Below are 25,744 nucleotides of genomic sequence, written 5' to 3'. Positions count from 1 at the left end.
ATTGTCGCGACGTGCAACCTGTTTCGCGGGCATGCGGTGGCACTTGGAAAAAGCTGGTGCTGGGCAAGAAAAAGCTGGACGCGCCCCGGGCGGAGGCTAAAGATGATGACGCCGCCCGACGAGCCGGCTCCGCCCCTTCACTTCCCGCCTTGTTGAGGTAACTCCCATGCGCACGCGCCGTCGCACCATTTTGCTGTTGATTACTGGCCTTTGCACCGCGCTGGCCTACGCAACGCACGGCGCATTCCAGGTCCGCGCGGCTGACTCGCCAAACGACGCCGCCAGTGCGCCGGCCCAGGCGAAGCGTGTCTATTCAATCGGGCACAGCTTTCACGTCTTCATGCCCGGCATCTTGTCGCAAATCGCCAAGTCGGCTGGCATTGCCGAGCATCAACAGGTCGGCGTCTCGTCGATCGGTGGCTCGTTTGTCCACCAGCACTGGAACGTCGATGACGACAAGTTCAAGTCCAAGGCGACATTGAACTCGGGCAACCTGGACGTGTTGACAATCGCGGCGCTCTATCTCCCCGACGATGGGATCGAGAACTTCGTCAAGCTGGCCTCGGAGAAGAGCCCCAACATCCGCGTGTTGGTCCAGGAGTTCTGGCTACCGTTCGATTACTACGTGAACTTCAAGCAGGAGAAGCCGACCCCTCCGGATCGCACCCAGTTCGACCTGGCCAAGCTGCAAGCCGAGCATGACCGGTACTTCCACGACATCGACGAACACGTGACGATGCTGAACAAGAAGTACGAAGGGAAGCCGGCCGTGTATGTCGCCCCGGCGGGTCAGGCGGTGCTCCTGCTGCGCAAAGCGATTGCCGATGGCAAAGCGCCGGGGTTAAAGGATCAACTCGACCTGTTCACCGACGCGATCGGCCACGCCAAGCCGCCGTTGCAGGTGCTGGTGGCGTACGTCTACTTTTCGCAGATTTACGGCCGTAGTCCGGTCGGCCTGCCTGTGCCACCGGCGCTGAAGGGAGTCGACGACGCTAAGACGGCCGAGGCGCTGAACCGCGTGCTTCAAGAGCTGGCGTGGCAGGCAGTGATCGAACACCCGTTAAGTGGTGTGAAAGGGAGTTGAGTTCGTCACGCCGCCGATTGCAACGGTTCGATCTGCGTGACACTGTCGGGAGCGCAGCCCTCGGGCAAGCGCGAAAACGATTGCCAAGGCTGACGCACCGGCACGGTGCTTTGCGGCACTGGCCCGGCGTGAAAGGCCGCGCGACGCGTCAACAGCTTGAACAGGTAGGGCAGCACGTTCCACGTCGTCCATAGCACGGCGAAGAACCCGAGCGCCTGAAACGCGATCCGCTTATCGCGAACCGGCGAACGATCGTGACGCCAGGCCCGCCACAGATTGAGCGGATTGTAAAACGTGGCATAGGCCGCCAGCAGCTTCAACTGACGGCGCCACATCGCTTCGCGCCCCGCCACGATCACGTGATTGCCATCAATTGCCGACTCGGGCACGTGCTCGTCGCCGAGCGCCTTCAGCACCTGCCCTGTTTCGTAGGTCTTCTCGTACTCGCGGGTGCCGACCGCTGGAATGTGGACCGTCACCTGGACCGAAATGGCGCCCGCTTTGCGCAAGAAGTCGACCTGATTGTACAAGCCGTAGAGTGAATCGCGCGTGTGGAACGGCTGACCCTCGTGGTACATCATCATCGCCATGGGCATGATCCGCTGGGCTTGTAGCTCGCGAAACAGCTCGATGGTGACCTCGGGCTTCTGCCCCTTGTTGACCAGTTCGGCCGTCAGGTCTTCGATCCCGAACCAAATGCCCGACAGGCCCCCTTTTCGCGCCAGCGGCAGCAGGTCGCGGTTCTTGAAGGTGTCGAACTGCGTCGCCTCGGTGGCCCAGCGGACCTTGCGACCCAGCGGCGACCCGTTGCTGAGCTTGGTGTTGGCCAGCGCCTCGAAAATGCCTTCGGCCGTCTCGCGGCGGTTGAAGAAGTTGTCATCGGTGCCGAAGAAGTGACGGACGCCGAATGTCTCGTGAACGGTTTTTAATTGCCGCGCAATGCCCTCTGGGCTGCGGAACCGCCAACTGCGCTGGTTCATGGCCGGGATTGGGCAGTACGAGCAATTGAACTTGCAACCTTGCGTGAGCAGTAAGCTCACGAACCGCGCGTGGTGCCGTACCTGGTTATCGGCGATCGGTCGGGCCGAGAGCCCCGGCCCCTTGTGGGGCGGCTCCATCAACCGTAGCGCGGTGACTTCGTCGGGCAACTCGTCCAAGTGCTGCACCAGTCGCTGTAAGCCGGTGTCGACCAGCCGCGGTTCCTGCAACGTCGACGCCGGGTCCATGTAAACCAGGCCGGGCACTCCGTCGAGCGCCCCCTCGCGGCGTGCCCGCTCAAAGGCCATGCGCATGGTCTCGCCATGGCCGCGAAATTGGACCAGTACGCTCAACAACTCGACCAGCACATACGCCTCGCCGGTCACCACCACGTCGGGGGGCGCGCACTCGCCGCCCGCGCCACGATTCCAAAAGTGATAAGGCTCGTAGACCGCCTTGGGACCACCGGCGATGATCAGCGGACGCTCGGCCCCCATGTTGCGCGCTTCGCGAATCGCCTCGTACGCTTTGCCGGCGTGAATCTGCATGGACGACACCAACAGCACTTGAACCGGCAAGCCGTCGATCTTGGCGCGACTGGGCCGGAAGTTCTTGTTCCACAGTTGGAACACCGCCCGGGTCCGCGTGAAGCCGGCCTGGTAAACCGCGCCGGCGACCGTTCGCGCGCCGGCAGGAAAGATCGAGTGATCGTAGATCACGAACGGCAAGAGCCGAGTCCGCGCGTCAAAGCAAGATAGGACCACGACCGGGATCTGCGCGAGCTCTTCGCGCCGCGTGGCCAGGCGCCCCGTCAGATCGCGAAAGCCACCTTCGGGAACGAACACGTCGTTCCCTCGCCGCATGGTCAGTTCCATCGGGTCGACCTTGCCTTAAAAAAAGCGACACTGAACCGAAGCTAGCGGGGACTTGTAAGCCGGTTCGCCCTTTGCCGCAAGGTCAGTATTGCGGGGCAGCCTGCTAGCAGTCGCAATCGCCTCACGAGTCGCTTAATGTGTTACGAGAGCTCCCTCGCCAGCACCTCTTGGCAAGATCACCCGATGATTTCCGTTTGTGACGTCAAGAAATCCGCCGTCCGAAGTCACTATGACCTGGTCACGCCGTTTTACCGGCTGTTGTGGGGCGAGCATATTCATCATGGCTTGTGGCACGCCGGCTGTCGGGTCACCGGCATGACGCTCAGCCCGCCACAATGGATGTGGGCCGATGCCAATCGCATTGGCTTCGCGCCGCAATCGTTCGACGTGGTATGCAGCATTGAGTGCTCGAACACCTGTTCGACAAACAAGCCTTTCTTCGCCGCGCGGCAAGCTGGCTGCGCCCTGGTGGCCTATCGGAGCGGCGCGATGCGCTACTTTTGCTTTGTATTCCAAGCCGCGCCGGTGGAACGTGGCGTCGTCTCGCATATCCATCTCAGTGACCCGACCGTCGCTGAGTTTGGCAAGTGAATGCCGGATTGATCTCGACGAGGGCAATGGCCAGTGGTTGCCGTTCATTTCGACACAGGCTAGAGTGTCCGATCCGGTTCGCATTCATGGCGCGAAGGGAACCCGGCGGGGTTCACGCGCTGGATCGTTTTCCGCCCATCACACGCCACACACGTTGGAATCAGCCATGAGCAACGCTCCTCGCTTCATCATGATCGGCGGCTTCCTGGGTGCCGGCAAAACGACGACCATCGCGCGACTGGCTCGGCGTTTTCAATCCCTAGGCAAGCGTGTCGTCGTCGTCACCAACGACCAGACGACCGACCTGGTCGACACGAACTTGCTCCGCTCGCAAGGTTTCGACGTCGGCGAAGTGGCTGGCTCGTGCTTCTGCTGCAACTTCAACGCGCTGACAGCGACGGTCGAGCAATTGAGCGAGGAACAGCGCCCCGACGTGATCATCGTCGAGCCGGTCGGCAGTTGCACCGATCTGGTGGCGACGGTCATTCGCCCGTTGCAACAGATTTACGCCGTGCCGCTCGACATCGCCCCCTATGGCGTGATCGTCAAGCCGAGCCACGGCGGCAAGATTCTGCGCCAGCAGGCAAACGCCGGCTTTTCGCCCAAGGCCGAGTACATCTTCCGCAAGCAGATCGAAGAAGCCGACTTCGTGATCATCAATCGGATCGACGAGCTGCCCCAGGGAGAAGTCGCCGAGCTTGCGAGTCTGCTGGAAAGCCAGTTTCCCGGCCGGCCAGTGATCCGCATGTCGGCGAAAACCGGCGACGGGTTCGACGCGTTCTGCGCGGCGCTCGATCGACACGATGCCGTCGGTCGTCGTGTGATCGACGTCGATTACGATGTCTATGCTGAAGGGGAAGCGGAGTTGGGCTGGCTGAACAGCCAACTGACGTTGAAGGCGCAGACCCCGATCGATCTCGATGGTTTTCTGCTGCGTTTGCTGCGGCGGCTGCGCGACGAGTTTGCTCGACATTCGGCCGAAACAGCTCACTTGAAGGTGATTGGCCTGTGGGAAGGCCTCTACGGCGTTGCCAACCTGGTCAGCAGCGAGACCGCGCCGGTATTGTCACTGGCTTCGGATTGCCACACGCGCCAAGCCGACGTCGTCGTCAATGCGCGCGTGGCGCTCGATCCCGACACGCTCGCGCAGCTTGTCCGTCGAGCGGTTGCCGACGAAGCGACCGCGGCCGGCGCGGTGGCGTCGATCAATACGCTGCAAAGTTTTCGCCCTGGGCGGCCGGTACCCACGCATCGGATCGTCGCCGCCTCGTAACGCGCGGCACGGATACTCCTTCTTCACTTCGCGCCGCACGCTAGCGCGCAGTTCGCGATGCTAGCGATCTTTCACAGGCACGCCGTGCTGGCGCGACAATTCCTCGCGCACGCATCAAGTTCATTACGAATGCCAGCGGTCGTTGAACGGCTAGCGCGAAACTGTCGCGCCGCGTGCCTGCGGCGACACAGCGCTCGAGACATTTTCGCTAGCAACGACTTGCCGCTAGCAATGGGCGAGCAATTAAGCACACTAGCAATTCAACCACTACGTCGATTCCGATCGATACCAATTGTAGTGGGTAAGAATCCTCGCTTCACGCACCGAAACGCCAGACGACGTCAGCGACGAGTGCAACCGAGCGCGACCATTGGAGTATCAATCATGTGGCAACGGATGCTGTCGGTTGCGATCGCGACCACGCTGCTGGCGCCATCGGTGATTGAAGCTCAGACACTGGCGCCACCGGCTGCCCCCCTTGCCGCGCCGGCTGAAGCATCCGCCATTCCAGCGTCAGATTATGTTGGCGCAACTGGCCCGGGCGTGACACCCACGACCCATGCACCCAACACGCAGCCGACGATCGACGAGTTGATGCGACGGATCGCGCAGAACGAAGCCGAGATCGCCGCCTTGCGCGGCAAGCGTACCACGCCGGCGGCTTACGTCAACCAGCCATCGACCGCGAACAACCAGTTACAGGACGAACCTAGTTTTCCGGCGATCTACGAACGCTTGAGGAACCTCGAAAACTTGCTGCAGGCGCCGATACCGGGCCAGTCGCTGTTGTTTAGTCTGACCGGCTTCTTCCAACTGGACGACGGGCTGTTCGATCAATCGGCGGTCAACACGGCCACCCTTGGCCCCGTTCAGAACGGCATCGGCTTCCGCCGCGCTCGTCTGCAATCGTTCGGCAAGCTGAGCGAGTTCACTTCGTATACCATGGAGTTCGACTTCGCCACGGTGGGCCGGCCGAGTTTTATGGACCTCTGGGTCCAGCAATCGAATCTGCCGTTCTTCGGCAATGTGCGCGTGGGACAGTTTCGCATGCCGGTCACGATGGACTCGTGGACCAGCGTCCGTCACCTCGAATTCCTCGAGCGTTCGACGCCGTTTCAAGCGCTCGATCCGTTCCGCCGCGTGGGCGCCATGGCCTGGTGCAACAGCGAGGACGAACGGTCCCTGCTCGCCTATAGCGTCTATGGCACCGGCCTGACCTTTTGGAACGGCTCCGGCACCAGCTATTCGACATTTGGCGATAATCGCTCTGGCACTCAACTGGGCAACAACGGCGTCTCGACCTCGATTCGCGGCACGCACTTGCTGTACTACGATGAACCGGCCAACGGGCGGTATCTGTTGCACGTCGGCGGCGGTTACAATTACAGCCAAATCGGCGGCTTTGGCCAATCGGGCAGCGAAGCCCAGACGTACGAGTCTCGCACCATTCCCGAATTCTTCGTCGGCGACCCGGCGGCTGGCGGCGCCACGGCGGGGGGCACGCCTTTCGTGCTCGACACCGGCCGCATCCTGGCGTCGAACTACCATCTCTGGCACACCGAGTTGGCGGGCAACTACGGCCCAGCGCACTTTCAAACGGAAGTGTTGCTCACTCAGTTGAATCAATTGCACGGGCCGCCGGTCTATTACGGTGGCACGTACCTGCAAGGCGGTTACTTTTTGACCGGCGAGAACGCCGGCTACAACAAGCAGGTGGGCGTGCTCGACTACAACGTCAAGCCGTTCACCGAGTTCTTCGGCCTGGGCCGGCGGAAGCGGATGTGTGGCTGGGGCGCGTGGGAACTGACGGCCCGCTGGTCGTACTTGGACCTGAGCGCCACTAACATTCTGGCCGCCAATCAATTGGGTGGTACGCCCGGGATTCCGGTCTCGCCCAACCCGGGCTCACTGAATGAAAGCACCGTTGGCTTGAACTGGTGGTGGAATCAATACACCCGAGTCCAGTTCAACTGGATTCGCGCCATGTTGGACAGCAACGTGACGGGCTCCAGCACCATGGATATCTACGCCACGCGGTTTCAAATCGAGTTCTAACCGATAGCAGTCAACCGCAGCCGCCGGAACAGCTTGCCCTGGCGGCAGCGCGGACACTTAAAGTTGTCGTGTGGCGAAACCTCCCATTTTTAGCCGAAGAACAGCTAGTAGCGCTTTACTGGTTAGGTGCCTTATGAAAGCCTTCGCTCCCCTGTTGGTTCTGGCCGCCATGCTGGCAGCCCCCCTGTTGGCCTATGCCGGCCGGCATCACCACTGCTGCCCGAACTGCGGCTGTCACAACGTCAAGAAAATCTGCTGCCTGGTGCCCGAGGTCAAGAAGGTTCCGCGCGTCGTCTATGACTGCGAATGCGAAGACTTTTGCGTGCCCGGCCCCAGCAAGATGTGCGGTGTGAAGTGCGTGCCCGACTGCGACGCGCTCCACGGCTGCCGCAAGGAAATCATCTGGAAGCCCTGCTGCGGCCAGGTCCGCACCCGGACCAAGCTGGTCAAGAAGACCGTGATCGACGAAAAGCCCGGCTTCAAGTGCGTGGTCAAGGTGATCTGCAACGGCTGCGGTTGCAACCGTGGCGAGCAGGACTGCGGCGAAGGGACTCCCCAGACCCAGGCCATGATCCAGCAACAGCTCGATCGCGAAGAACTGGCTCAACAGGCCTCGGCCGAAGCGCCGGTCGACGGCCAATAAGCCCGGCCGCAACAATCACGAACCAATTGAGGCCCAGGGCCAATCGGTCCTGGGCCTTTTTATTTGGGCGCGCCGCCGAATGCGATCAATCGCGAGCTCTGTCAGTTGACGCTAGTAGAGCGCTCGCGACAATGTGGAATATCCACAAAGTGCCGCCTCTGACGGTGCTGTCATCTCAAGCGCTGGTAGCGGCGTTTCCGATAAGTACAAAGGCATCACTTGTAGCGATCCTTGCCGCGCCAACGGCAACGACGGCTGACCGGACAACCGGAGGCTTGGCGTCCCCAGCCGATGGTCAGCCCGGACTTCTCACGCGCTGAGCCATCGCCGGACGCCCACTCTGGGTTTTGTCCGCCTCGCGCGATCGTCGCCCGCGGCGAACCGACAGCGGCCCCGCCGGCCGAACTCGCCTTTACCACGCTCGCGTGATCTAGCGACCGTGAAGGCGAGCGCTTCAGCGCCTAGGAGACCGTCATGCGCCTTGACACTCACGACACCGGAGACAACGCCGCCACGCGCGGCGCCGAACCATCCACCAAGCACCGAACGGCCGTTGGCCGCGCTGCTCTGGCGCGGTTGGCCGGTTGTTGTAGCTGGCGCTGGCGCGCGGTCCTGGCCGGCATCGTCGCCGTCCCGTTGGCCAGCGCGGCAACGAGCGCCCTGGGGCAAGCGCCGGCGTTTGACGCCGAGCCCGCCGCGGTCGCGCCGTTCGCCCCGCCACCGTCGGTTAATGTTGCGCCCGAAATGGCGCCCGGCGGCGTCGTGCCCGCGGCCTATGGCAACTTGGCGGCTGACGAACCGCCAAGTGTGCCAGATCAGATGAAGGCCATGCAGAAAGAGCTGGCCGATCTGAAAAAACAGTTGAACGACTCGTCCGCCACGATCAAGAAAATGGCCGCCAAGTCGGAAGAGTTTCCCACCTTCAGGATCACCGGCTTCACCCAGTTGGACGGCGGCTGGTTCTCGCAAGATGGGAAGAACATCCAACAAGTCGGCTCGGCGCAGCCAGGCGTCGACTTCCGCCGCGTCCGCGTAGGCATCGTCGGCAAGGTGGCCGAGTTCACCAACTACATGGTCGAAGTCGACTTCGCCACCGCCGGCCGCCCTAGCTTCTTTGATATCTGGCTCGAACAGCAGAACATCCCGTTGCTCGGCTCGGTTCGCGCCGGGCAGTTTTGCCAGCCGTTCAGCGTCGACGCGATGACTGGGTTCCGCAACCTGACCTTTCTGGAACGGTCGTTACCGTTCTTGGCGTTCGTGCCGTTCCGACGCGTCGGCGTCATGGCCTACAACGGCTCGATCGATCAGCGGACCAACTGGGCGAACAGCGTCTTCAAGACCGGCGGTTTCCAGAACGCTCCGCTGGGCGACGACCGCTTTGCCACCGATATCGGCCAAGGGGGTTATTCGTACTCGGGCCGTGCGACACACTTGCTCTACTATGATGATCTGGCCAACGATCGTTACCTGTGGCACGTCGGCGCCAGCTTCGACTACAGCTATCTGTCGTGGAACAGCGCCACGGTGCAACCAGGCCAGACCAGCGCCGGCTCGAACGTGCCGTTCTACCAGTCCAAGACCAGCCCCGAGTTCGGCCCCTTGGGCTATTCGGATGTATCCCAAAACTTCGGCTTTGCCAATGCGTCGAATCCGGTCTACGTTGACTCGGGCAAATACCAGGCCGAGTCGTTTGACCTCTTTGGCATCGAAAGTCTCGCTCAGCTCGGCCCGTGGGGCTTCACGGGCGAATGGATGGGCACGGCCGTCAATGGCACGAATGCCGGCACGATCTTCTATCATGGCGGCTACGTCCAGGCGGCGTACCGCCTGACCGGCGAGCATCGCGTGTACGACAAGCGAACCGCCTCGCTGGGCAAGATCATCCCCTATACCGACTTCATCTCGCTGCAACGCGGGTCGAAGCGCGGCATTCACGGCTGGGGCGCTTGGGAAGTTGGGGCGCGCCTGTCGTACGTCGACATTCGCAATCCTTCGAATCTGCGGTACCTGTCGAACTCGAATGGCAACGGCCAAGGAACGCTCACCGACGTCACGCTGGGCATGACCTGGTTCCTGAATGCGTACTCGAAATTCCAGTTCAATTACATCCACGCCATGCTGAACAACACTGGCTACGCCGGCGCGCAGCAAGCGCTACAAGGCTGGAGCGTAGGCGAGTTGTACGTCACGCGACTGCAGGTGGATTTCTGAGCAGCGATTAGCGGTTAGGCCGAAGGTCCGTGGTCAGTTGTCCGTGGCCCGTGGCACTTGATGGGCGGCTCTTCAACAACTGACAAATGGCGACGGGCCACTGACCAACGCGGAACGCACTCTCAGTCCTTCGGATAGTACCGAAAGTAATTGAGCCGCGAGTCGTAGTCGGCGCCGCGGCGTTGATAACCGGCTTCCTGCACGCGGTCGAGCATGGTGAACGGCCACAGCAGGTGTTTCCTCGCTGGCCCCGGATCGGCCACCGGCGAGCCCTGCGGCTCGACCGGGTAGCCAGGCGGCAGCTTATATCGCGGCGGCGCGAACGCCCCGCCGGCTGGCAATTGTCCCGGGACGTTGGCGGGGCTATTGGGATAGGCCGCTCCGGGCGGCGGCGTAGCCGACTGCTGGGCGCAGCCAAACACCGCGCTACAAACAATCACCAACCCCCGCAAAGAGCTTCGCATGGCGGCGGAGAATATCGTTCCACCAAGAAGCTAGCAATTGCAACTTCGCCGCGTCAGGACAAAGGCACGCTGAATGATGGCTCGTGGTGACGTGCTGTCATTGCCGCCAGGCAAACGGACAACGCCTGCTGTGGAATCGCATCGGCCTTTTCATCATTGTGGCCTCGCCAACAATGGCCCCATTCCGCGCCAGGTCTTAAGTTCGGCCCGCGGCCCCTTTTCGCTCGCGTCCAAGAACATGTCCACGGGAAGCTGCTCGGGCCAGATGGCCGCGGTAGCGGGATAATGGTAGTCGGGCCGGCGGACGAAGCGGGACCGACTGTGATCCTTGTCGAAGTAGCGCGCGGCCGTTTCTTCTCCCAGCCGGAACTCCTCTTCGTTCGATAGCGTGTGCTTGTCGAGTCGCACCTGGTCGTCGTGGGCTGGTGTGATCTCCATGTCGGCCCACCAGGAGTTGAGTTCGGACACCGGTTCCATGTCAAGCAAATACCAACTCTTCAGCAGGCTACGCCCCGGGGCCGGAGTTTGCGACCAACCGGTGCCCAGCACGCGCAGCCCCGGCAGCATGCGCCGTTGGTCCTGCGCCGCCATCGTCATCGTAAAGCCGCCGCAATAGATCCGCCGTTTGGAATTGCCCAGATTTCCCCAGGTGTCATCGACCAGCAGTCTGTCCGGTGATCGTTCGGCCACGGGATCGAAATAGGTGGGCTCGGCCACCGAGGCTTCGATGGCCATCGCCATATCGTCGGGCGTCGTGATCAACCGCAAATCGCCCAATCGTTCCGCGGCCGGAATCTGGCTCAACAGCGCGTACATCATGGGGTCGACGAACATCGTGCATGCCTTGCCGATGTAAGCCGTCGCACCCAGCCGCAGGTTCGGATGGTCTCGTTCAAATTGCGCCGGATGTTGGCGGTAGTACTCGTAAACATCCGCCTTCCACGACACCGAGAAGTTGCGCGCGTCGAACACCTTGTGGCCGCGGGCGTCAAAATCGGATCCTGGCACGCGATTGTCGATGACCTCCTTGTTGGCGGCAATGATGACGACCGGCAGTTGCAGCCGCGCCTTGCTGCGCCGGGCGATGTCGCCGAACGAGCGCGCGGAGCGCCAGTCATCGACCCCCAAGGCAAAGCCGACGAACTCGCGCATGGCGGTGAACATCGACACTTCGGTCGGCTGTTTGCGGAGCAGTTTTACCATTTTGACCGACGAACTTTCCGCCTTGCGAACCGCGGCCACGTCGCCGCGTTTGAGGCGGTATTCGGCATACGAGACGCTCCGCGGCGCGAAGCCATGGACGGCAAAGTAGATCGCCAGCAACGAGCCGCTGGAATTGCCGCCGATGACCACGCGGTTTTCGACCAGCGCCGGAATGCGGCGCGACGCTTCTTTGATTACGCCGCCGTCGTAGGGCAAGCAGGAGCCTTTGCCCTGAAAGTGGACGAATAACGCCGCGTCGCGAAATCGCTGCTGCAGCTCGGGCGACAGCGGCTCGGCGGCGCCGGTCGGACGAGGCAATAGCGCCACGCCAGCGATCACGCACAGGCTGACGACTCCCAGGCATCGCTTCATGGAGTCCTCGCTGTCGCTATCTAGAGGAAGTCGAGGTGGCTTCGGCTTGGGCCAACGGCTGATCGGTGTGCTCGCGTTCCCAGCCCAGGCTGAGCCAGCCATTATCACACTTGACATAACTCATCCGCGTGTGGCTCGCACTTGACGAGCCGCCGGCTTTCGGTCGAGAAGCGAGCGTCGCCGGAAAGAATCGCTCGCTGACGCCTCGCACCTCGGCCGCGTAGGCAGCGTCGCCAGGTTCGATCGACAGCGCGCTCCGTTCGAGCTTCAATTGGCCGTCGACAAGCCGCACCGTGTATTCCGCGCGGATCGTGCATGGCGCGCTGACGAAGGCGGCCGTTCCTTGCTGATAACCCTGGATATTCCAGCGAGCCGTGGCGGTTTCTTGGCGAAACCGCGCGCGCACGGGATCACGACTCGCCAGCCGCAGTGTTGATGGCATGCGCGGCCCCGTCGTCGTCTCGGGCTCCTGCAACCCGATCATGTCGAACAAGGTTTCATGTACCAACGATTCGGTCAGGTCGCGCCTGGCGATCGTGTTGGATGTGTTGTCGATCGACGATTCGTGCAGTTGCGCGATCCGCCCATAGTCGCCGGCCGGAAGTTCGGGCGGAAGCGTGGGCGCGCCACCGCGCGTTGGCGTGACAAAGCGCGTCGAGACGATCAGTTCGCGATCCGTCGTCTGGAATCGCGGGCGGCCGATGACGGTCAAATCGTTCAGCGGGTTCCACACCGTCAACGCGGCCAAGCGATTGAGTTGAAGCACCATGCCGCGGGTCTCCAAGTCGACGCGATCGGCAATCGCCTTGGTGGCGTAGCGTCTCAGTTCGGGTTGCTTCTCGGCGAGCTTGCGCTGGGCAATTCGCTGGGCAATCGGCTCGGCAATGGCGCGGACCACGCACGATCGAATGGCCAGACTCACGCGCCCCGTCCGCAATTGCATTCCCAGACGAATGTCGGGCTTGCTCTCGCCCAGCACGCCCGCCGACAGTTGGTACGGCTGGTGACCTTGCAACTGGGTAGTGCCGTTGACGTTGATGCTGGCGATCCCCTTGGTCAGGTTGAATCGCTCTGTGGCCGTGCCCGAGAAATGGACGTGCAACTCGCTGTTCTCACTGTTGGGGGGAAGCGAGGCCGAGATCACTCCTTCGCCGGTCACTCGGCCGCGAATGCGAGCCCCTTGCGACACCGTGTCGACCGGTTGATCGACTTTGATCGGGCGACTCATCATCCGTTCCAGGTCAGGCCGGGCGACGAGCACCCATTGATTTGGATACGAAGCATGCAGATCCAGCCAGCTCAAGACCGCGTCGGCGGCGCCCAGCCGTGATAACTGCTGAACCGCCTCGCGTACCGTGTCGAATCGCTCGGCCGTCGGCTGCTGGGCAAATTGACGCCACGCCTGGTCCATCCGATCGACCAGCGGCGCGGTTTCGTTCGCGCTGGCTAAGCCGCGGCGCAGCGCCGCGGCATAATCCGTGACCGCGTCGCGCAATTCGGCGCCGGCCTCTTTGGGCATCTGCCAGCGCGAATGACGCAGACGATCGTACGCTGCATCAAGCTGCTCGGTCGCCGGACGCTCGGCGCTCAGGTCTTCACGAAGCAATGCCAGCCCCATGTCCTGGCCCAGGCTGACCGCATTGGGATACTTGGCCAGTTGCGCTTCGACCGCGCTCAATGCGTCGGCCATGCGCTGCCGCGCCGCGGCAACCTGGCCGGCGCTTGGCTTGGCCAGCGCGTCGCGAGTGGCTTGCAGCACTGCGGCCGGCAACTCTAGCGGGACTGCGACCGCTTGCGCCCACAAGGCGCTCGTGCCAAGACACGCCCCGAGCAAGAGAACAATCATGGCCGCCAGCAATGGCCAGTGGTCATGGCTGCAATTGGAAACTGAGTGCTGTGTTGGCCGCCCCATGGTCGATGCCCATTCAATCTGGAGCCGGGCATTCCGTTGCCGCCTATTGTACTTGCGGCGCGCAGCGATGTTGGGATTCTTCCGCTATCTTTTTGTGTTGCGACACTCGGCGCGTCGACCCGCGCCAGGCCCCTAACCGCGACCGCAAAGTGGTCCCACGTCGCAACAGAAAAGCCGTCATCGCTTTACGACGATGGCTCGTAAAAGGAGGTAGTGAGGTTTGGCCTCGATTTCCCCTCCGATTGCGGCGAAAAGGGCCGTACTAGCGAAGTGCGCCGAAGCGGACACACGAACGCTTTAGCGGGGAATGAACCGCCTATTATCGCCACAACTGAGCATCAATGGTGGCCCGTGGGCTGAGGCGGCGAGATGTCTTTTCGATCATTGACCAATCGAACTTGGTTTCCTTCGAACTGCACGTCGAACTTGATTTTGATCTCTCGGCCACCCACGAACTTTATCGGCTGGCAATCGGACCATATCGCCGAGTCATGGCGTCAAGCTTCTCGGCTTGGTGGTCGTCGTTGCCCAATTTGCATTCCTTGCGAGGGGCAGTTAGCTTCAGGCCATCCCGCCTGACCATCCACGAGGTGTACACATGTCCCGCCCAGTGACTCACAGTTCCGACCGTCCCGCTTCGGGCATGCCGCGCCGCCGCTTCCTTGGCGCCGCGACCGCCGGAGCGTCGGCCCTGTTTGCCGCGCCGCGACTCATCAGCGCTCGATCGCTGAACGAAAAGCTGAATCTGGTCGTCATCGGCTGTGGCGGTCGCGGCTTTGGCAACTTGAACTCGGTCAAGTCCGAGAACATCGTTGCCCTGTGCGATGTGAACGCGAATCAAATCAATCGCGCGCTCGAAATCGCCCCGCAGGCCAAAACCTTTCGCGACTTTCGCAAGCTGTACGAGACGCTCCCCGAGGGGAGTTATGACGCCGTCGTAGTCAGCACGACGGAACACACGCACGCCTTTGCCACGCTGCCGGCCTTGCGGCGCAAGAAGCACGTCTATTGCGAAAAGCCGCTCACGCTGACCGTGCATGAGGCGCGCAAAGTAACCGAAGTGGCGCGCCAATCGGGCGTGGCCACGCAGATGGGAACCCAGCTGCACGCCTCGGCGAACTATCGCCGCGTGGTCGAATTCGTCCAAAGCGGCGCGCTCGGCCCGGTGCGCGAGGTCCACGTTTGGGTCTCGCGCGCCTGGGGCTGGCAAAGCCAGGACGACGCGGAAAAGAACAAGGACATTGTCTGGACCATGGACCGTCCGACCGACACGTCGACCGTGCCACCGGAATTGGATTGGGATTTGTGGCTCGGGCCTGCTCGCGCGCGCCCGTTCCATGAAGTCTATTTCCCGGGGCCCAAATGGTATCGCTGGTGGGACTTTGGCAGCGGTACGATGTCGGACTTGGGGAGCCACTGGAATGACTTGCCCTTTTGGGCCTTGAAGCTCGACGCACCGCGCACCATCGACGCCAGCGGCCCGCCGCCGCATCCGGAAATCGCCCCTGCCTCCTTCAGTGCGACCTACGAATATGGCCCGCGGGGCGATTTGCCGCCGGTGAAGCTGACCTGGCATCAGGGCGCGCTGAAGCCCAAGCTGTGGACCGACGGCAAGATTCCGCAGTGGCCGAATGGTGTGCTGTTCATCGGAGACCAGGGGAGTTTGCTGGCCGATTACAGCAAGTATCAACTGCTGGTCGATGGCAAGCAGTTGCCCAACTTTGCACCCTTCCAAATGCCGGCCAAGTCGATTCCTGACTCGATTGGCCACCATGCCGAGTGGCTGCAGGCTTGCAAGAGCGGCTCCCCCACGACCTGCCACTTCGACTATGCTGGCCCGCTGACCGAAGCCAATCACCTGGGCAGCATCGCCTATCGCGCCGGACGCAAGCTGGTGTGGGACGCCAAGAACATGAAGTTCCCCAACGCTCCCGAGGCCGAAAAAATGTTAGGACGCGAGTACCGCACGGGCTGGTCGCTCGACGCCTAGACCAACTCAGCTATGCCACAACTTGCCGTGATGGCGCCGGTTATTTGCCAACTGACACAGACGCTTTCGCTGAACTTGTGGCTCTTTGGCGTCATGGGGGCGTTGCGCTCGCTAATATGATCGCGGCTACCCCAACTGAATCGTCGCCTTTGCGGGAAGTTTTCAATATCGATGCTGCCTTCCCATGTCCGCTCGAATCGAAAACATGTGCGCCGCTCCAACGAGGCCGGAGGCCCCTGAAGTTTTGCGTCTGGACAAATGGGGGCCACGAAAACGAACACGGCTCGCAAATGCTTACATAAAAAGCACTTGCGAGCCGTGTCTCTTTTGAAGCGGAGAGGATGGGATTCGAACCCATGGTACAGTTTGACCCGTACACCGGTTTAGCAAACCGGCGCTTTCGACCACTCAGCCACCTCTCCGGGTCGATTACCTGCGGCGTTCAATCTGCCGCTTGGGCAAAATGGAACGAGGCCGACTAATCATATCGGCCAATTGCACCGAGCCATTGTAGGTTTTCATCGCCACGTTGCAAGCCATGATGCCGCAAGTCTTTCGGGCCGATCGCTCAGTTGCCACCGAGTGCTGCTAGCTGAACTGGACCGGCTTCCGACCGGCAAATTCGTGCGGCGCAGGCACCCGCTTCACTCGGCACAACTGTTAAACCGCGAGGCGGACTCGTCGGCCGCGCTAGCCTGGGCCGATGAACTCCCTGGAAACAAGACGCAGCGGGCGGCGGCCTATCGTGCGCGGGGCGCCTTCGTTGCCTGGCGCTGATCGGTCGGCAGACGTTGCGCGCCAAGGATGTCTTTCACCCACCGGGCCGTTCGCGCTCGCGTGGCCATTGCAGGAGGCATGGATGGATCGACCGACTCAAAGCGCGTCCGCGCCGACGCTGGGGCTTTCGCCCGGCGCGCGTACGGTGGCCAGCTTGCTTCTCTTTCTGCACCTGTTTTGCATCGTGGTCGGCATGACCTCGAACCAGGTAGCGTCGCTGCTGGAAGACGGCCTGCGGCGGCAGGTGCCCGGCTTGCGCGCCTATCTGCAAACGCTGCTGCTCGATTTCTCGTATGCGTTCACCTACACGTACACCCCCAGCGACGCGCCCGACGCCGACACGCAATGCTGGGTCGACTTCGAGTTGACCATGCCCGACGGCTCGACGCGCAACGAAGTGGTCCCGCCCGAGAACATCCGCTCGCGGCTCCGTTCGCGCCGCTACGAGCGGCTGGCCTTTCAATCGGTGAATTGGGCCTTTGCCCAGCACCAGGTTTTGGAAAGTGCCTTCCCACGCACCTTGGCTCGCGCGCTCGTCAACGAGACGGGCGCTACCGGGGGTAAGCTAAGCGTCCGCTGGCGGCAACGGGGACCGATCGGCAACGATCCGTTCGTGCCCCCCGCGCCCCAAGTCCGCACGGCGTACGAAGCGCGGATCTTGGTCGATCCGGACAATCGCTCGCAGGTCGACCTGTTCAAGATCGAATCGGCCGCCGAAGTGGCCCCCAAGGCCGAGAAGTAAGGAGACTGGTCCGCCATGCTTTCGCTCGCTCGCGGCTATTTCAACGCGCTGTTCGATCAAATGGGGCAAACCTGGAACCGACTCTGGTTCACGGCGGTGGACCCATTGCCGCTTGGCGTGCTGCGTGTGTTTACCGGCTTGTTGGCTACCTATGCGCTGCTCACACTGACGCCGGACCTCGATCGGCTGATTGGCCGTCAGGGGATGCTCCCCTTGGACCTGGCGCGGCAGATGGAAGGTTTTCGCGACGCCGACTACGGCGGGGCGTATCGGTTCTCGGTGCTCGACTACGCCGCCGATGCCCGGTCGCTCCGCACGATTCACTATCTAAGCGTCGCTGTCGTGGCCCTTTACACGCTGGGGGTGTTTAGCCGGGTAACGTCGGTGCTGGCCGCGGCCACGATGATCTCGTATTCGCATCGCATGTTCGTTGTCGTCTCGCCGTTCGAGATGATGTTGAACTTGCTGATGTTGTACATCTGTGTCGGGCCGTCGGGGGCGTATCTGTCGTTCGACGCCTGGTGGCGCGATCGCTCGGGACGTGTGCCGGTCAAGCCGTCGGTCAGTGCCAACATCGCGTTGAACCTGATCCAGGTTCACTTGACGCTGGTGTTCGTGATGATGGTCATGGCCAAAATGTTCGGCGACGCCTGGTGGAACGGGACGGCATTCTGGTGGCTGTCGTTGAACAGCAACGGCGGCGTGTTCGATTTGACCTCGCTGGCCGCACAAACCAGTCCACCGCTGGGCCGGTATTTGATCAATCTCTGGACGCACGCCCAAATTGTTTACGAATTGACTTTCCCCTTGGCCATCTGGCACCCATTGACCCGGCCGCTCTGGCTGGTCGTGGGGGTGGTGCTCTGGGTGCTGTTGGCGCTGGTCAGCGGGCTGTTCACGTTTGGCCTGGCAATGATCGCGGCCACGTTGGCGTTCGTGTCGGCCGACCAGTGGCGGATGGTGTGTGGGAAGAGCAGTTAGAGGCTAGAGACTAGGGGCTAGCGTGGTCAGTTGTCAGTTGCACTCCTGCACCAGTGTCTTAACAACTGACAACGGACAACTGACAACGGCCCCCCGGTCTAATCGCTAATAGCTAACCGCTAATCGCTCCCCAAAAACTTGCTTCGCGCTCGGGCGCACAGTATTGTCAGGCCATCTCCCTCCTGACTACGCCTCGCCCGGAGCCCACGCCCATGCCTCGCCTCGATCGCCGTCGTTTGTTTCAAGTCTCGGCACTGGCCGCCTCGGGTGCCGCGCTGGGGGTGGCCGCGAACTTGCCCGCGCCGCGGATCGCGCGGGCCGAGACGTACAAGGAACCCCGGCCGAGAGCGTTTCGCCTCAGCCTGGCCGCGTACAGCTTTCGCGACGCCTTGCCCAACGCCCAGCAGCCGGGGGTCAAGAAGCCTCGCGCCGGCACGATGAGCCTGGAAGACTTCATTCGCTACTGCGGCGAGTTGGGTCTGGCGGGCACTGAGTTGACCTCGTATTATTTCCCGGCCGAGATCACGCGCGAATACCTGCTGGGTCTCAAGCAACTGGCCTTCCGCCAAGGGTTGAGTATCAGCGGCACGGCCATCGCTAACGACTTCTGCTTGCCGGCGGGACCAGAACGCTCGGCCCAAATGGAATACACCAAGCGCTGGATCGACTATGCCGAGACAATGGGCGCGCCGGTCATTCGCGTCTTCTCGGGCAAAGCGCTGCCGGGCAAAACACCCGATGAGACCGCAGCCAACGTCGAAACTGCGCACCGCCTGGCGGTCGAAGGCTTTGAAGAGGCGTGCGACTACGCTGGCAAGCACGGCGTCTTTCTGGCGCTAGAGAATCATGGCGGCTTGACGACCGAGGCCGAAGGGTTGCTGCGCCTTGCGCGCGACGTGAAGAGCCCCTGGTTCGGCGTGAATCTCGACTCGGGCAACTTCGCCAGCGACGATCCTTACCGCGACCTGGCCAAGATCGCCCCACACGCGATCAACGTCCAAATCAAGATGACCGTCCACCGCCCGGGGGCCAAGCCCGAGGCGACCGATCTGAAGCGCCTAGCGCAGATTCTGCGCACTTGCAACTATCGGGGCTTCGTCGTACTGGAATACGAAGAGAAAGAAGACCCGCGCGAGACCGTGCCGCGAATCATCGACGAGATGAAAGAGGTATTCGGATGAAAAGTTGCTGGTTGCTAGTGCCTAGTTGCTAGTAGGCAGCCAGCCCATCCGTGCCGACTGCAAACAAGTGGCAACGCTAAGCCTAAGGGCTCGTTGCTGGTGATTTGCATTTTCTAGCAACCAGCAGCACGCAACTAGCAACTTTTGCTAGGCCCTCTCCGCTGCCGCCGTCTGCCCGCTGATGTTCAACCGCTTCATCTTTTTGTAAAGCGTGGTGCGGTTGATGCCTAGGGCGGCCGCCGTGGCGTGCCGGTTCCAGTGGTGCTCTTCGAGCACTTGCAACAGGATTTGCCGTTCGGGGTCGGCCAGCGCTTCTTTCAGCTTGCGCTGTCCCAGCGGGTCGACACTGATCGGCGCGGCATGCACCAGGTTGGCTGGCAGGTCTTCGACGCGGATCGTTGAAGTCTTGTTAAGCAACACTGCCCGTTCGATCACGTTCTGCAACTCGCGGACATTCCCTGGCCAGCGATAGCGCTGCAACGCGGCCAGCGCCTCGTCGGTGTAGCCAGTGACCTTCTTGCCCGATTCCTCGCAGACTTGTTCCAGGAAGTGCTGCGCCAACAACGGAATGTCGCTGAACCGATCGCGCAGACCCGGCAGTTCCAGGTTGATGACGTTGATCCGGTAGAACAAATCCTGGCGGAATCGCCCTTCGGCGACCAGTTTCTCGAGGTTTTCGTTCGTGGCCAGGATCACCCGGGCGTCAACCTTGAATGTCTTGTTGCCGCCGACTTGTTCGAACTCGAACTCCTGCAACACGCGGAGCAGCTTGACCTGCAGGCCGGGCGTGGCGGTGCCGATTTCGTCCAGGAACAGCGTGCCGCCGTCGGCTTGCTTGAACTTGCCCATCTTGTCGGTCGTGGCGCCGGTGAACGCGCCCGCCACGTGGCCGAACAGCTCGCTTTCGAGCAGAGTCTCGGGCAGCGCGCCGCAGGCCACTTCGACAAATGGCCCGTCGCGCCGGCTGCTGCGGCGATGGACCGCGCGGGCGATCAGCGACTTGCCGGTGCCGCTTTCGCCGGTGACCAGGATCGTGGCCCGAGTGTCGGCAACGCTGTCGATCACGTCGAACATCTTGCGCATCTGATCATCGTGGCCGATGATGTTTTCCATGCCGAACTTGCGGTCGAGCTGCGCCTTGAGATTCTTGTTTTCTTCCAGCACGCGGCGCGTCTTGACTGCCCGCTCGATCGACATTTCGAGTTCGTCGTCGATCAACGGCTTGGTCAACAGATCGAACGCCCCGGCTCGAATCGCTTCGACCGCGGTTTCGACCGTGCCATAGCCGGTCATTAGAATCACCGTCGCCTCGGGCTGGTTCTGGCGAGCCCACTCCAACAGCTCGAAGCCGTCGTCATTGCCCAGGCGAATATCAATCAGCAGCAACTCGAACGAGCGCTTTTTCAGTTGCGCGAGGGCGGTGGCCTGGCTGTCGGCCGTGTCGACCGCATAGCCTTGCTCGCGCAGCCAATCGGACATCGACTCGAGCAGGTGGCGGTCGTCGTCAACCAACAACAAAGAGACGCGATTCATGATTCAGCTCGTTGCCCGGGGGGCTCAATCCAAAAGCGCTGCGCACAGGGCGCAGTCGCGTGTCAAACAATGATTCGTCGAGAATCATCTACGTCGCAGGTTGCGGTAGGTCAACATTGCGACCTCCGCGGCTGTCGCGGGATGTCGACAGTTGGCGAACAATCGCCAACGTGTACCGAATGTGCGGTTTAATGAGGCGCACCCATCGAACGAAATTGAACGATCCTTGATGTAGGAGACGAGCGCGCCGAACCGCTCTCGTCCATAGATTACGAATCTAGCAACCTACGCATTTGTAGGGATTTTTCAGGCTTGCCCGGCCGCACATGACGGGTACGATTAAGCGCGAGGTCGTGTTCTACTTGGCCCGACCTCGTAGGGCAGATGCGCTGGCGGCGCGATGCCAAGTTGCCAAGCATTGGGGAGATCACTGGCATGCTGGTACGATTATTAATTGCCGACGACCACGAAGTGGTGCGGAGCGGGTTAGTCAATCTGCTGGATGACCCGCGGATTGAAATTGTCGGTCAGGCGGCATCGGGCTCCGAGACCGTCGAGTTGACCGGTCAGCTCAAACCTGATCTGGTCTTGTTGGACATCCGGATGGTCGAAGGGGACGGGCTCGAAACGCTCGGCCAACTGCGCGAGGGCTTCCCGGACCTGAAGGTCGTCATGCTCTCGACGTACGAGAACCCCACCTACATCGCCCGGGCCCACGCGCTCGGCGCCGCCGACTACGTCTTGAAGGGGGCGACGCGCGAAGAGCTGATCCAAGTGATCATGGACGTGGCCGCCGGCAACGCGCCGAGCCAATACGGCGAGCTACGCAAGGTCGCCAACGCCATGGCCACCAAACAAAAGGAACAGGGGGCCGAGGTCACCCTAACCCAGCGCGAGACGCAGGTGTTGCGACACCTAGCCCTGGGGCTGAGCAACAAGGAAATCAGCCGATCCCTGTCGATCAGCGTCGAAACGGTGAAAGAACACGTTCAACACTTGCTGCGCAAAATGGACGTCACCGATCGAACGCAAGCAGCCGTCTGGGCCGTCAAGCGCGGCTTGGTATAAGGTGCTGACGGTTCCACCTCTCCGTGTTGATAAGCACCTTAAAGCGGGCGCATCAATCTAGCGCGACGTAGCGCCAAACCCTTCTCCCCCGGGGAGAAGGTGGCGGCGCTAGCCGACGGATGAGGGTCGCGCGTCAATCTTGCGCGACTCCAGCTTCAATGCTGACCCTCATCCGGCCTTCGGCCACCTTCTCCCGGAGGGAGAAGGGTTTGCGCGTAATCGTTGATGAAGGAAACCCTGTTTGGCTATTGCGCTCGCGGATGGGCCCGTTCGTACGCCGCCCGCAGGGTGGCCGTGCTGACGTGCGTGTAAATCTGCGTGGTCAGCAGACTCTTGTGTCCCAGCAACTCCTGGACGCTACGAATGTCGGCCCCGCGATCGAGCAAGTGCGTGGCGAAGCTGTGGCGAAGGGTATGCGGGCTGGTCCGGCTGTCCAGGCCGGTCTCGCGGAGATACTTTTCCAGCAAGCGGCCGACACTGCGCGAGGTGAGCCGTGTGCCGAATCGGTTGACGAACAACGGCGCCCCGCCGCGCTGCGCCGGCCCGCGCGCCGGTGGGCGCTGCTGTCGATCGCGCTCGGCCAACCAGCGCCGCAGAGCAGCCGCGGCATGGGAACCGATGGGCGAAAGCCGCTCGCGCCGCCCCTTGCCGCGCACGCGGACCAGGCCTGATTCCAGGTCCAGGTCGGCGTCATTCAGCCCGACCAACTCACTGACGCGCAATCCGGCCGAGTAGAGCGTCTCGAGAATCGCCCGATCGCGCAGCGGCAACGCTCCCCTCCCGCGCGGCGCTTCGAGCAGTTGGCCGACTTCAGCCGTGGAAAGAAAGTGCGGCAATGGTCGATTGCGCCGCGGGTTGCGTAGCGGCCGGGCCGGGTTCGCTTGGGCCCAGCCATCGCGCTGGCCAAAGCGAAAGAAGCTGCGCAGCGACGCCAGCCGGCGGGCGATCGTGCTTTTGGCCAGTTCCGAGTCGTGCAGCGTGGCGACGTAGGCCCGCAGTTCAGGCGTGCCAATCGTCTCGGGCTTTGGGGCGCGACCGCCGTGGGCGTGGGCCAGGTATTGCACGAGTCCCGTCAGATCCTCGCGGTAGCTCTTGATCGTCAACGGCGAGGCGTTGCGCTCGACCTGCAGGTACTTCAGGTAGCGCACAACCGCTTGCCACAGCGGCCCAGTGGGCGCGGCCGGAGACGGGCGGCCCGCCGAAGCCGCGGCGGTTGAATCGGTCGCGCCGGTGGATCCCTGCGACGGCGCACCCGGCCGGTTTGCGCGGGTGGCGTCCACCGTTTAGAGTTCCTCGAAGTCAGCGCTCATCGGCAACGAGAAGCGGCGCGGCGCTTGGGCCTGGCGCGCTTCCTGGCGAATCCGCTGGCTGAGAACCGCGGCATCGTACCAGCTAAAGCTGAGGTCCGGGTTCGAGGCAAAGCGGCCCAAGGTTCGCAGGGTCTCGGCACGGCTGGTCTCGTCGTACAAGAAGACGTACCGCTCTTCACCCTTGACCAAGGCCACCACGTTGATGTCTGCCACGACCCGAGCCCTCCGTTGGCTGTTCATTGGCCACATGGGTTCGAGTCCCCCGTTGATGGGCGGCGCCGTTCCATGGCGCGAGACGTCGAATCCACAGGCCGCATCCCTACTTATCGGCCAGTTGGCCAGCGCCACACCACTCGGCTTTGTCCGGCGCCGCCACGTGCGGTCAACATTTCGCAGATATGCGCGTGACAGCAGAAGCGAACGAAGTCATCGCTGCGTTGCATGTACGCTTGCCAGCCGCCAAACCGCGCGTCGTCGGCGTAGTAGTAGTAGGTGGACAACGCCTCGGTCACGTCCGAGTTGTTGCCGTTGTAGATTTTGGTGTGCCGCATCACCGGTTCTTTCGATTCAATCGTTGCAGGTCGAACCGGAACTGGCGGCGCGGGCGTGAAGCCGCGCGGATCGGGCCAGTCGGGTGGCAGCGGCCCAGCCGGTAACACGACGGGCGCACCCGCCGCGCCAAGAGCTTGCACTTCCTCGGCAGCCGGCTGCTCGTGCGAAGTTAAAGTCGCGGTTTTCACGCCGTCGGATGCGGGTTTTACCTCGGCCGGCTTGTCGCCGCTGGCCTTGCCACTGGCCGACGTTTCGGGCGCAGGCAAGGCCGGCGATAGCGGTGCCGGCGGCGGCGAATTCAGCGGCTGATACGCCGGTTCCTGCGTTTTCATCTGCTCGCGGGCCAGCGCCATGCGGGCCTCGAACACCAGCGGCGGCGGAATCTCTTCCTCTTCCGGCGTGCCCCACGGTAGCCCGTAGCCCGGCGGGATCGGGTGGAAGCCCGGGTTCGCGGCGTACCACTCGACATGCATGCCGATTCGCGGCGGATAATACGGCGAGTAATCGGTCACCACGCCGATGGCGATGGCGTCGGCTTCGAGCAACTGTGCCAGCAAGCGCGCTTCCTGGGCGTTGGCCAGCGTCAGCCCGTACGCCCGGCGGACGTACTCGACGCGCGATAGCGGGATGACTTCATAGCCTGGAATCTTTTGCAACTCGTTGGCGTAGGCCAGCGCGAACTTGGCGCCGTCAACGGTCGGCTCGGTGCTGTGATTGAAGAACGAAGCGACAGCGATTTTCGAGAGCTGCGGCAGCGGATTATGGACCGCCGGCTGGCGGCTGATTTGCGGCAGGAATTGACATCCTGTCGCCAGCAGAACCAGTGCTAGAAGTGCCAGCCGTCGCATGCCGTGTGTGCCCGAGGTAGCAAGTGCGTAGCGCGACCTCGACACGAAGCCGCGCTTCACTCACCGTTATCGGCACAATCGGCAAGGTTTCTGCAATCGGAAGAGTCGCCTCCGCGACAGCGGCGACAGCAAGAGGCTCAGCAAGCGACGCTAGCCGATGCCGTGGGCAATGGCCGGCAGTGTACGTGCGAGCGCAGTACGCCATTCGGGCGGCTCAATGCCGAACCGCTCGCGGAGCCGGGCAAGGAACAATCGCGAGTTCAAAGGCCGCCGAGCGGGCGTGGGATAGTCCTGGGAGGTGACGGCCGCCACGTCCTCCACAACCAAGGGCAGGCCGAGCGCTCGCCCGCGACGAAAGATTTCCAAAGCGAAGGCATGCCAGTTTGTTTCGCCAGCACAGGCCGCGTGGAACACGCCGCCGTTCGTCGCTAGCCAGTCGTGCCAAGGAACCGTGGCCTGAGCAAGTATTTGCCGAGTGGCCTCGGCCAACCAATCGGCCGAGGTCGGCGCGCCGACCTGGTCGCTGACAATACGCAGTTGCTTCTTGGTCAGCCCGTGACGCAACATGGTCGCGACGAAGTTCTTGCCGTACGCGCCGTATACCCAGGACGTGCGCAGGATCAGGTGGCTGACACCAGACTGTCGAATCGCCTCTTCGCCGGCGAGCTTGCTGGCGCCATATTGGTTCAATGGTCCTGTCGAGTCGTCCTCGCGCCAGGGCTGGGTACCGCTGCCGTTGAACACATAGTCGGTCGAGTAATGAATCAGCGCCGCCCCGAGCGCCGCGGCTTCCTCGGCCAGCCAGCCCGGCGCGATGGCATTGATTTGCCAACAGGCGTCCCGCTCAGTTTCGGCCAGGTCGACTGCCGTGTAGGCCGCGGCATTTATGATCAGCGCCGGCCGCACTTCGCGGATCGCGGCCCGCACTTGATGCCCATCAGCCAGATCGAGCGTGCGCGCCTCGGCCAGTTCGGGCGCGTGCGTCGGTCGATGGACGGTTGGCGTGATCGAGCCCAGCGGACAAAGCGTCTCGAGCAGTTCGCGCCCCAACTGGCCGCCCGCGCCGATCAGTAGAATTCGCGGCAACGATGCGCTCATGAA

At 62.3% G+C, this 25,744-nt stretch carries 20 protein-coding genes and 1 tRNA gene; 11 read left to right on the top strand and 10 right to left on the bottom strand.

Annotated elements, in window-relative coordinates:
• The first annotated feature begins 166 nt into the window (after window positions 1-166).
• Window positions 167-1,084: a hypothetical protein gene (locus JSS27_06450; GenBank protein ID MBS0208579.1), complete on the top strand. Its 918-nt coding sequence runs from the start codon at window positions 167-169 to the stop codon at window positions 1,082-1,084.
• Window positions 1,085-1,089: 5 nt separating this feature from the next.
• Here the strand turns inward: JSS27_06450 and JSS27_06445 are convergent, their stop codons facing one another.
• Window positions 1,090-2,937 carry a B12-binding domain-containing radical SAM protein gene (locus JSS27_06445; GenBank protein MBS0208578.1) on the bottom strand — a complete coding sequence of 616 codons (1,848 nt, stop codon included), beginning with the start codon at window positions 2,935-2,937 and terminating at the stop codon, window positions 1,090-1,092.
• 183 nt (window positions 2,938-3,120) lie between these two features.
• Between JSS27_06445 and JSS27_06440 the strand changes: the two genes are divergently transcribed.
• The 5 genes from JSS27_06440 to JSS27_06420 all read left to right on the top strand — a co-directional run bounded on the left by JSS27_06440 (window position 3,121) and on the right by JSS27_06420 (window position 9,710).
• Window positions 3,121-3,528 carry a hypothetical protein gene (locus JSS27_06440; GenBank protein ID MBS0208577.1) on the top strand — a complete coding sequence of 136 codons (408 nt, stop codon included), beginning with the start codon at window positions 3,121-3,123 and terminating at the stop codon, window positions 3,526-3,528.
• 166 nt (window positions 3,529-3,694) lie between these two features.
• Complete coding sequence (locus tag JSS27_06435) at window positions 3,695-4,801, top strand: cobalamin biosynthesis protein P47K (protein ID MBS0208576.1); 1,107 nt, start codon at window positions 3,695-3,697, stop codon at window positions 4,799-4,801.
• Between the two features lie 384 nt (window positions 4,802-5,185).
• Window positions 5,186-6,856, top strand: a complete 1,671-nt coding sequence (locus JSS27_06430) for a hypothetical protein (GenBank protein ID MBS0208575.1) — start codon at window positions 5,186-5,188, stop codon at window positions 6,854-6,856.
• A gap of 133 nt (window positions 6,857-6,989) precedes the next feature.
• The gene (locus JSS27_06425) at window positions 6,990-7,499 is read left to right on the top strand and encodes a hypothetical protein (protein ID MBS0208574.1); all 510 of its coding nucleotides are present in this window, start codon (window positions 6,990-6,992) and stop codon (window positions 7,497-7,499) included.
• A 474-nt stretch (window positions 7,500-7,973) separates the two neighbouring features.
• Window positions 7,974-9,710, top strand: a complete 1,737-nt coding sequence (locus JSS27_06420) for a hypothetical protein (protein MBS0208573.1) — start codon at window positions 7,974-7,976, stop codon at window positions 9,708-9,710.
• A gap of 122 nt (window positions 9,711-9,832) precedes the next feature.
• Here the strand turns inward: JSS27_06420 and JSS27_06415 are convergent, their stop codons facing one another.
• The 3 genes from JSS27_06415 to JSS27_06405 all read right to left on the bottom strand — a co-directional run bounded on the left by JSS27_06415 (window position 9,833) and on the right by JSS27_06405 (window position 13,595).
• Window positions 9,833-10,174, bottom strand: a complete 342-nt coding sequence (locus JSS27_06415; GenBank protein MBS0208572.1) for a hypothetical protein — start codon at window positions 10,172-10,174, stop codon at window positions 9,833-9,835.
• 153 nt (window positions 10,175-10,327) lie between these two features.
• Complete coding sequence (locus tag JSS27_06410) at window positions 10,328-11,749, bottom strand: hypothetical protein (protein MBS0208571.1); 1,422 nt, start codon at window positions 11,747-11,749, stop codon at window positions 10,328-10,330.
• A gap of 16 nt (window positions 11,750-11,765) precedes the next feature.
• Window positions 11,766-13,595: a hypothetical protein gene (locus JSS27_06405; protein ID MBS0208570.1), complete on the bottom strand. Its 1,830-nt coding sequence runs from the start codon at window positions 13,593-13,595 to the stop codon at window positions 11,766-11,768.
• Window positions 13,596-14,259: 664 nt separating this feature from the next.
• Here JSS27_06405 and JSS27_06400 point away from each other — a divergent pair.
• Window positions 14,260-15,651 (top strand): Gfo/Idh/MocA family oxidoreductase, encoded by a 1,392-nt coding sequence (locus JSS27_06400; protein ID MBS0208569.1) that lies wholly within the window; start codon window positions 14,260-14,262, stop codon window positions 15,649-15,651.
• A gap of 333 nt (window positions 15,652-15,984) precedes the next feature.
• On the opposite strand, the gene JSS27_06395 is transcribed toward JSS27_06400, so the two are convergent.
• Window positions 15,985-16,073, bottom strand: a tRNA-Ser gene (locus JSS27_06395).
• Between the two features lie 437 nt (window positions 16,074-16,510).
• Here JSS27_06395 and JSS27_06390 point away from each other — a divergent pair.
• From JSS27_06390 to JSS27_06380, 3 genes are all read left to right on the top strand, one after another.
• The gene (locus JSS27_06390) at window positions 16,511-17,170 is read left to right on the top strand and encodes a hypothetical protein (GenBank protein MBS0208568.1); all 660 of its coding nucleotides are present in this window, start codon (window positions 16,511-16,513) and stop codon (window positions 17,168-17,170) included.
• 15 nt (window positions 17,171-17,185) lie between these two features.
• The gene (locus tag JSS27_06385) at window positions 17,186-18,151 is read left to right on the top strand and encodes a hypothetical protein (GenBank protein ID MBS0208567.1); all 966 of its coding nucleotides are present in this window, start codon (window positions 17,186-17,188) and stop codon (window positions 18,149-18,151) included.
• 212 nt (window positions 18,152-18,363) lie between these two features.
• Window positions 18,364-19,332 (top strand): sugar phosphate isomerase/epimerase, encoded by a 969-nt coding sequence (locus JSS27_06380; GenBank protein ID MBS0208566.1) that lies wholly within the window; start codon window positions 18,364-18,366, stop codon window positions 19,330-19,332.
• Window positions 19,333-19,479: 147 nt separating this feature from the next.
• Here the strand turns inward: JSS27_06380 and JSS27_06375 are convergent, their stop codons facing one another.
• Entirely contained in the window at window positions 19,480-20,865 is a 1,386-nt protein-coding gene (locus JSS27_06375) for a sigma-54-dependent Fis family transcriptional regulator (protein ID MBS0208565.1), read from the bottom strand.
• Window positions 20,866-21,300: 435 nt separating this feature from the next.
• On the opposite strand from JSS27_06375, the gene JSS27_06370 reads away from it, so the two are divergent.
• Window positions 21,301-21,933: a response regulator transcription factor gene (locus JSS27_06370; GenBank protein ID MBS0208564.1), complete on the top strand. Its 633-nt coding sequence runs from the start codon at window positions 21,301-21,303 to the stop codon at window positions 21,931-21,933.
• Between the two features lie 245 nt (window positions 21,934-22,178).
• On the opposite strand, the gene xerC is transcribed toward JSS27_06370, so the two are convergent.
• From xerC to rfbD, 4 genes are all read right to left on the bottom strand, one after another.
• On the bottom strand, window positions 22,179-23,096 hold the full coding sequence (gene xerC / locus JSS27_06365) for a tyrosine recombinase XerC (GenBank protein MBS0208563.1): 918 nt from the start codon (window positions 23,094-23,096) through the stop codon (window positions 22,179-22,181).
• 120 nt (window positions 23,097-23,216) lie between these two features.
• Window positions 23,217-23,447, bottom strand: a complete 231-nt coding sequence (locus JSS27_06360; protein ID MBS0208562.1) for a hypothetical protein — start codon at window positions 23,445-23,447, stop codon at window positions 23,217-23,219.
• Window positions 23,448-23,566: 119 nt separating this feature from the next.
• Complete coding sequence (locus JSS27_06355) at window positions 23,567-24,643, bottom strand: hypothetical protein (GenBank protein MBS0208561.1); 1,077 nt, start codon at window positions 24,641-24,643, stop codon at window positions 23,567-23,569.
• Between the two features lie 150 nt (window positions 24,644-24,793).
• The gene (gene rfbD / locus JSS27_06350; GenBank protein MBS0208560.1) at window positions 24,794-25,741 is read right to left on the bottom strand and encodes a dTDP-4-dehydrorhamnose reductase; all 948 of its coding nucleotides are present in this window, start codon (window positions 25,739-25,741) and stop codon (window positions 24,794-24,796) included.
• Between the last annotated feature and the right edge of the window lie 3 nt (window positions 25,742-25,744).

This window comes from Planctomycetota bacterium (genome assembly GCA_018242585.1).
GTDB lineage: Bacteria > Planctomycetota > Planctomycetia > Pirellulales > PNKZ01 > JAFEBQ01.
The sequence above is the reverse complement of the archived record's forward strand: the minus strand, read 5'-3'. Positions and strand labels throughout refer to the sequence as shown.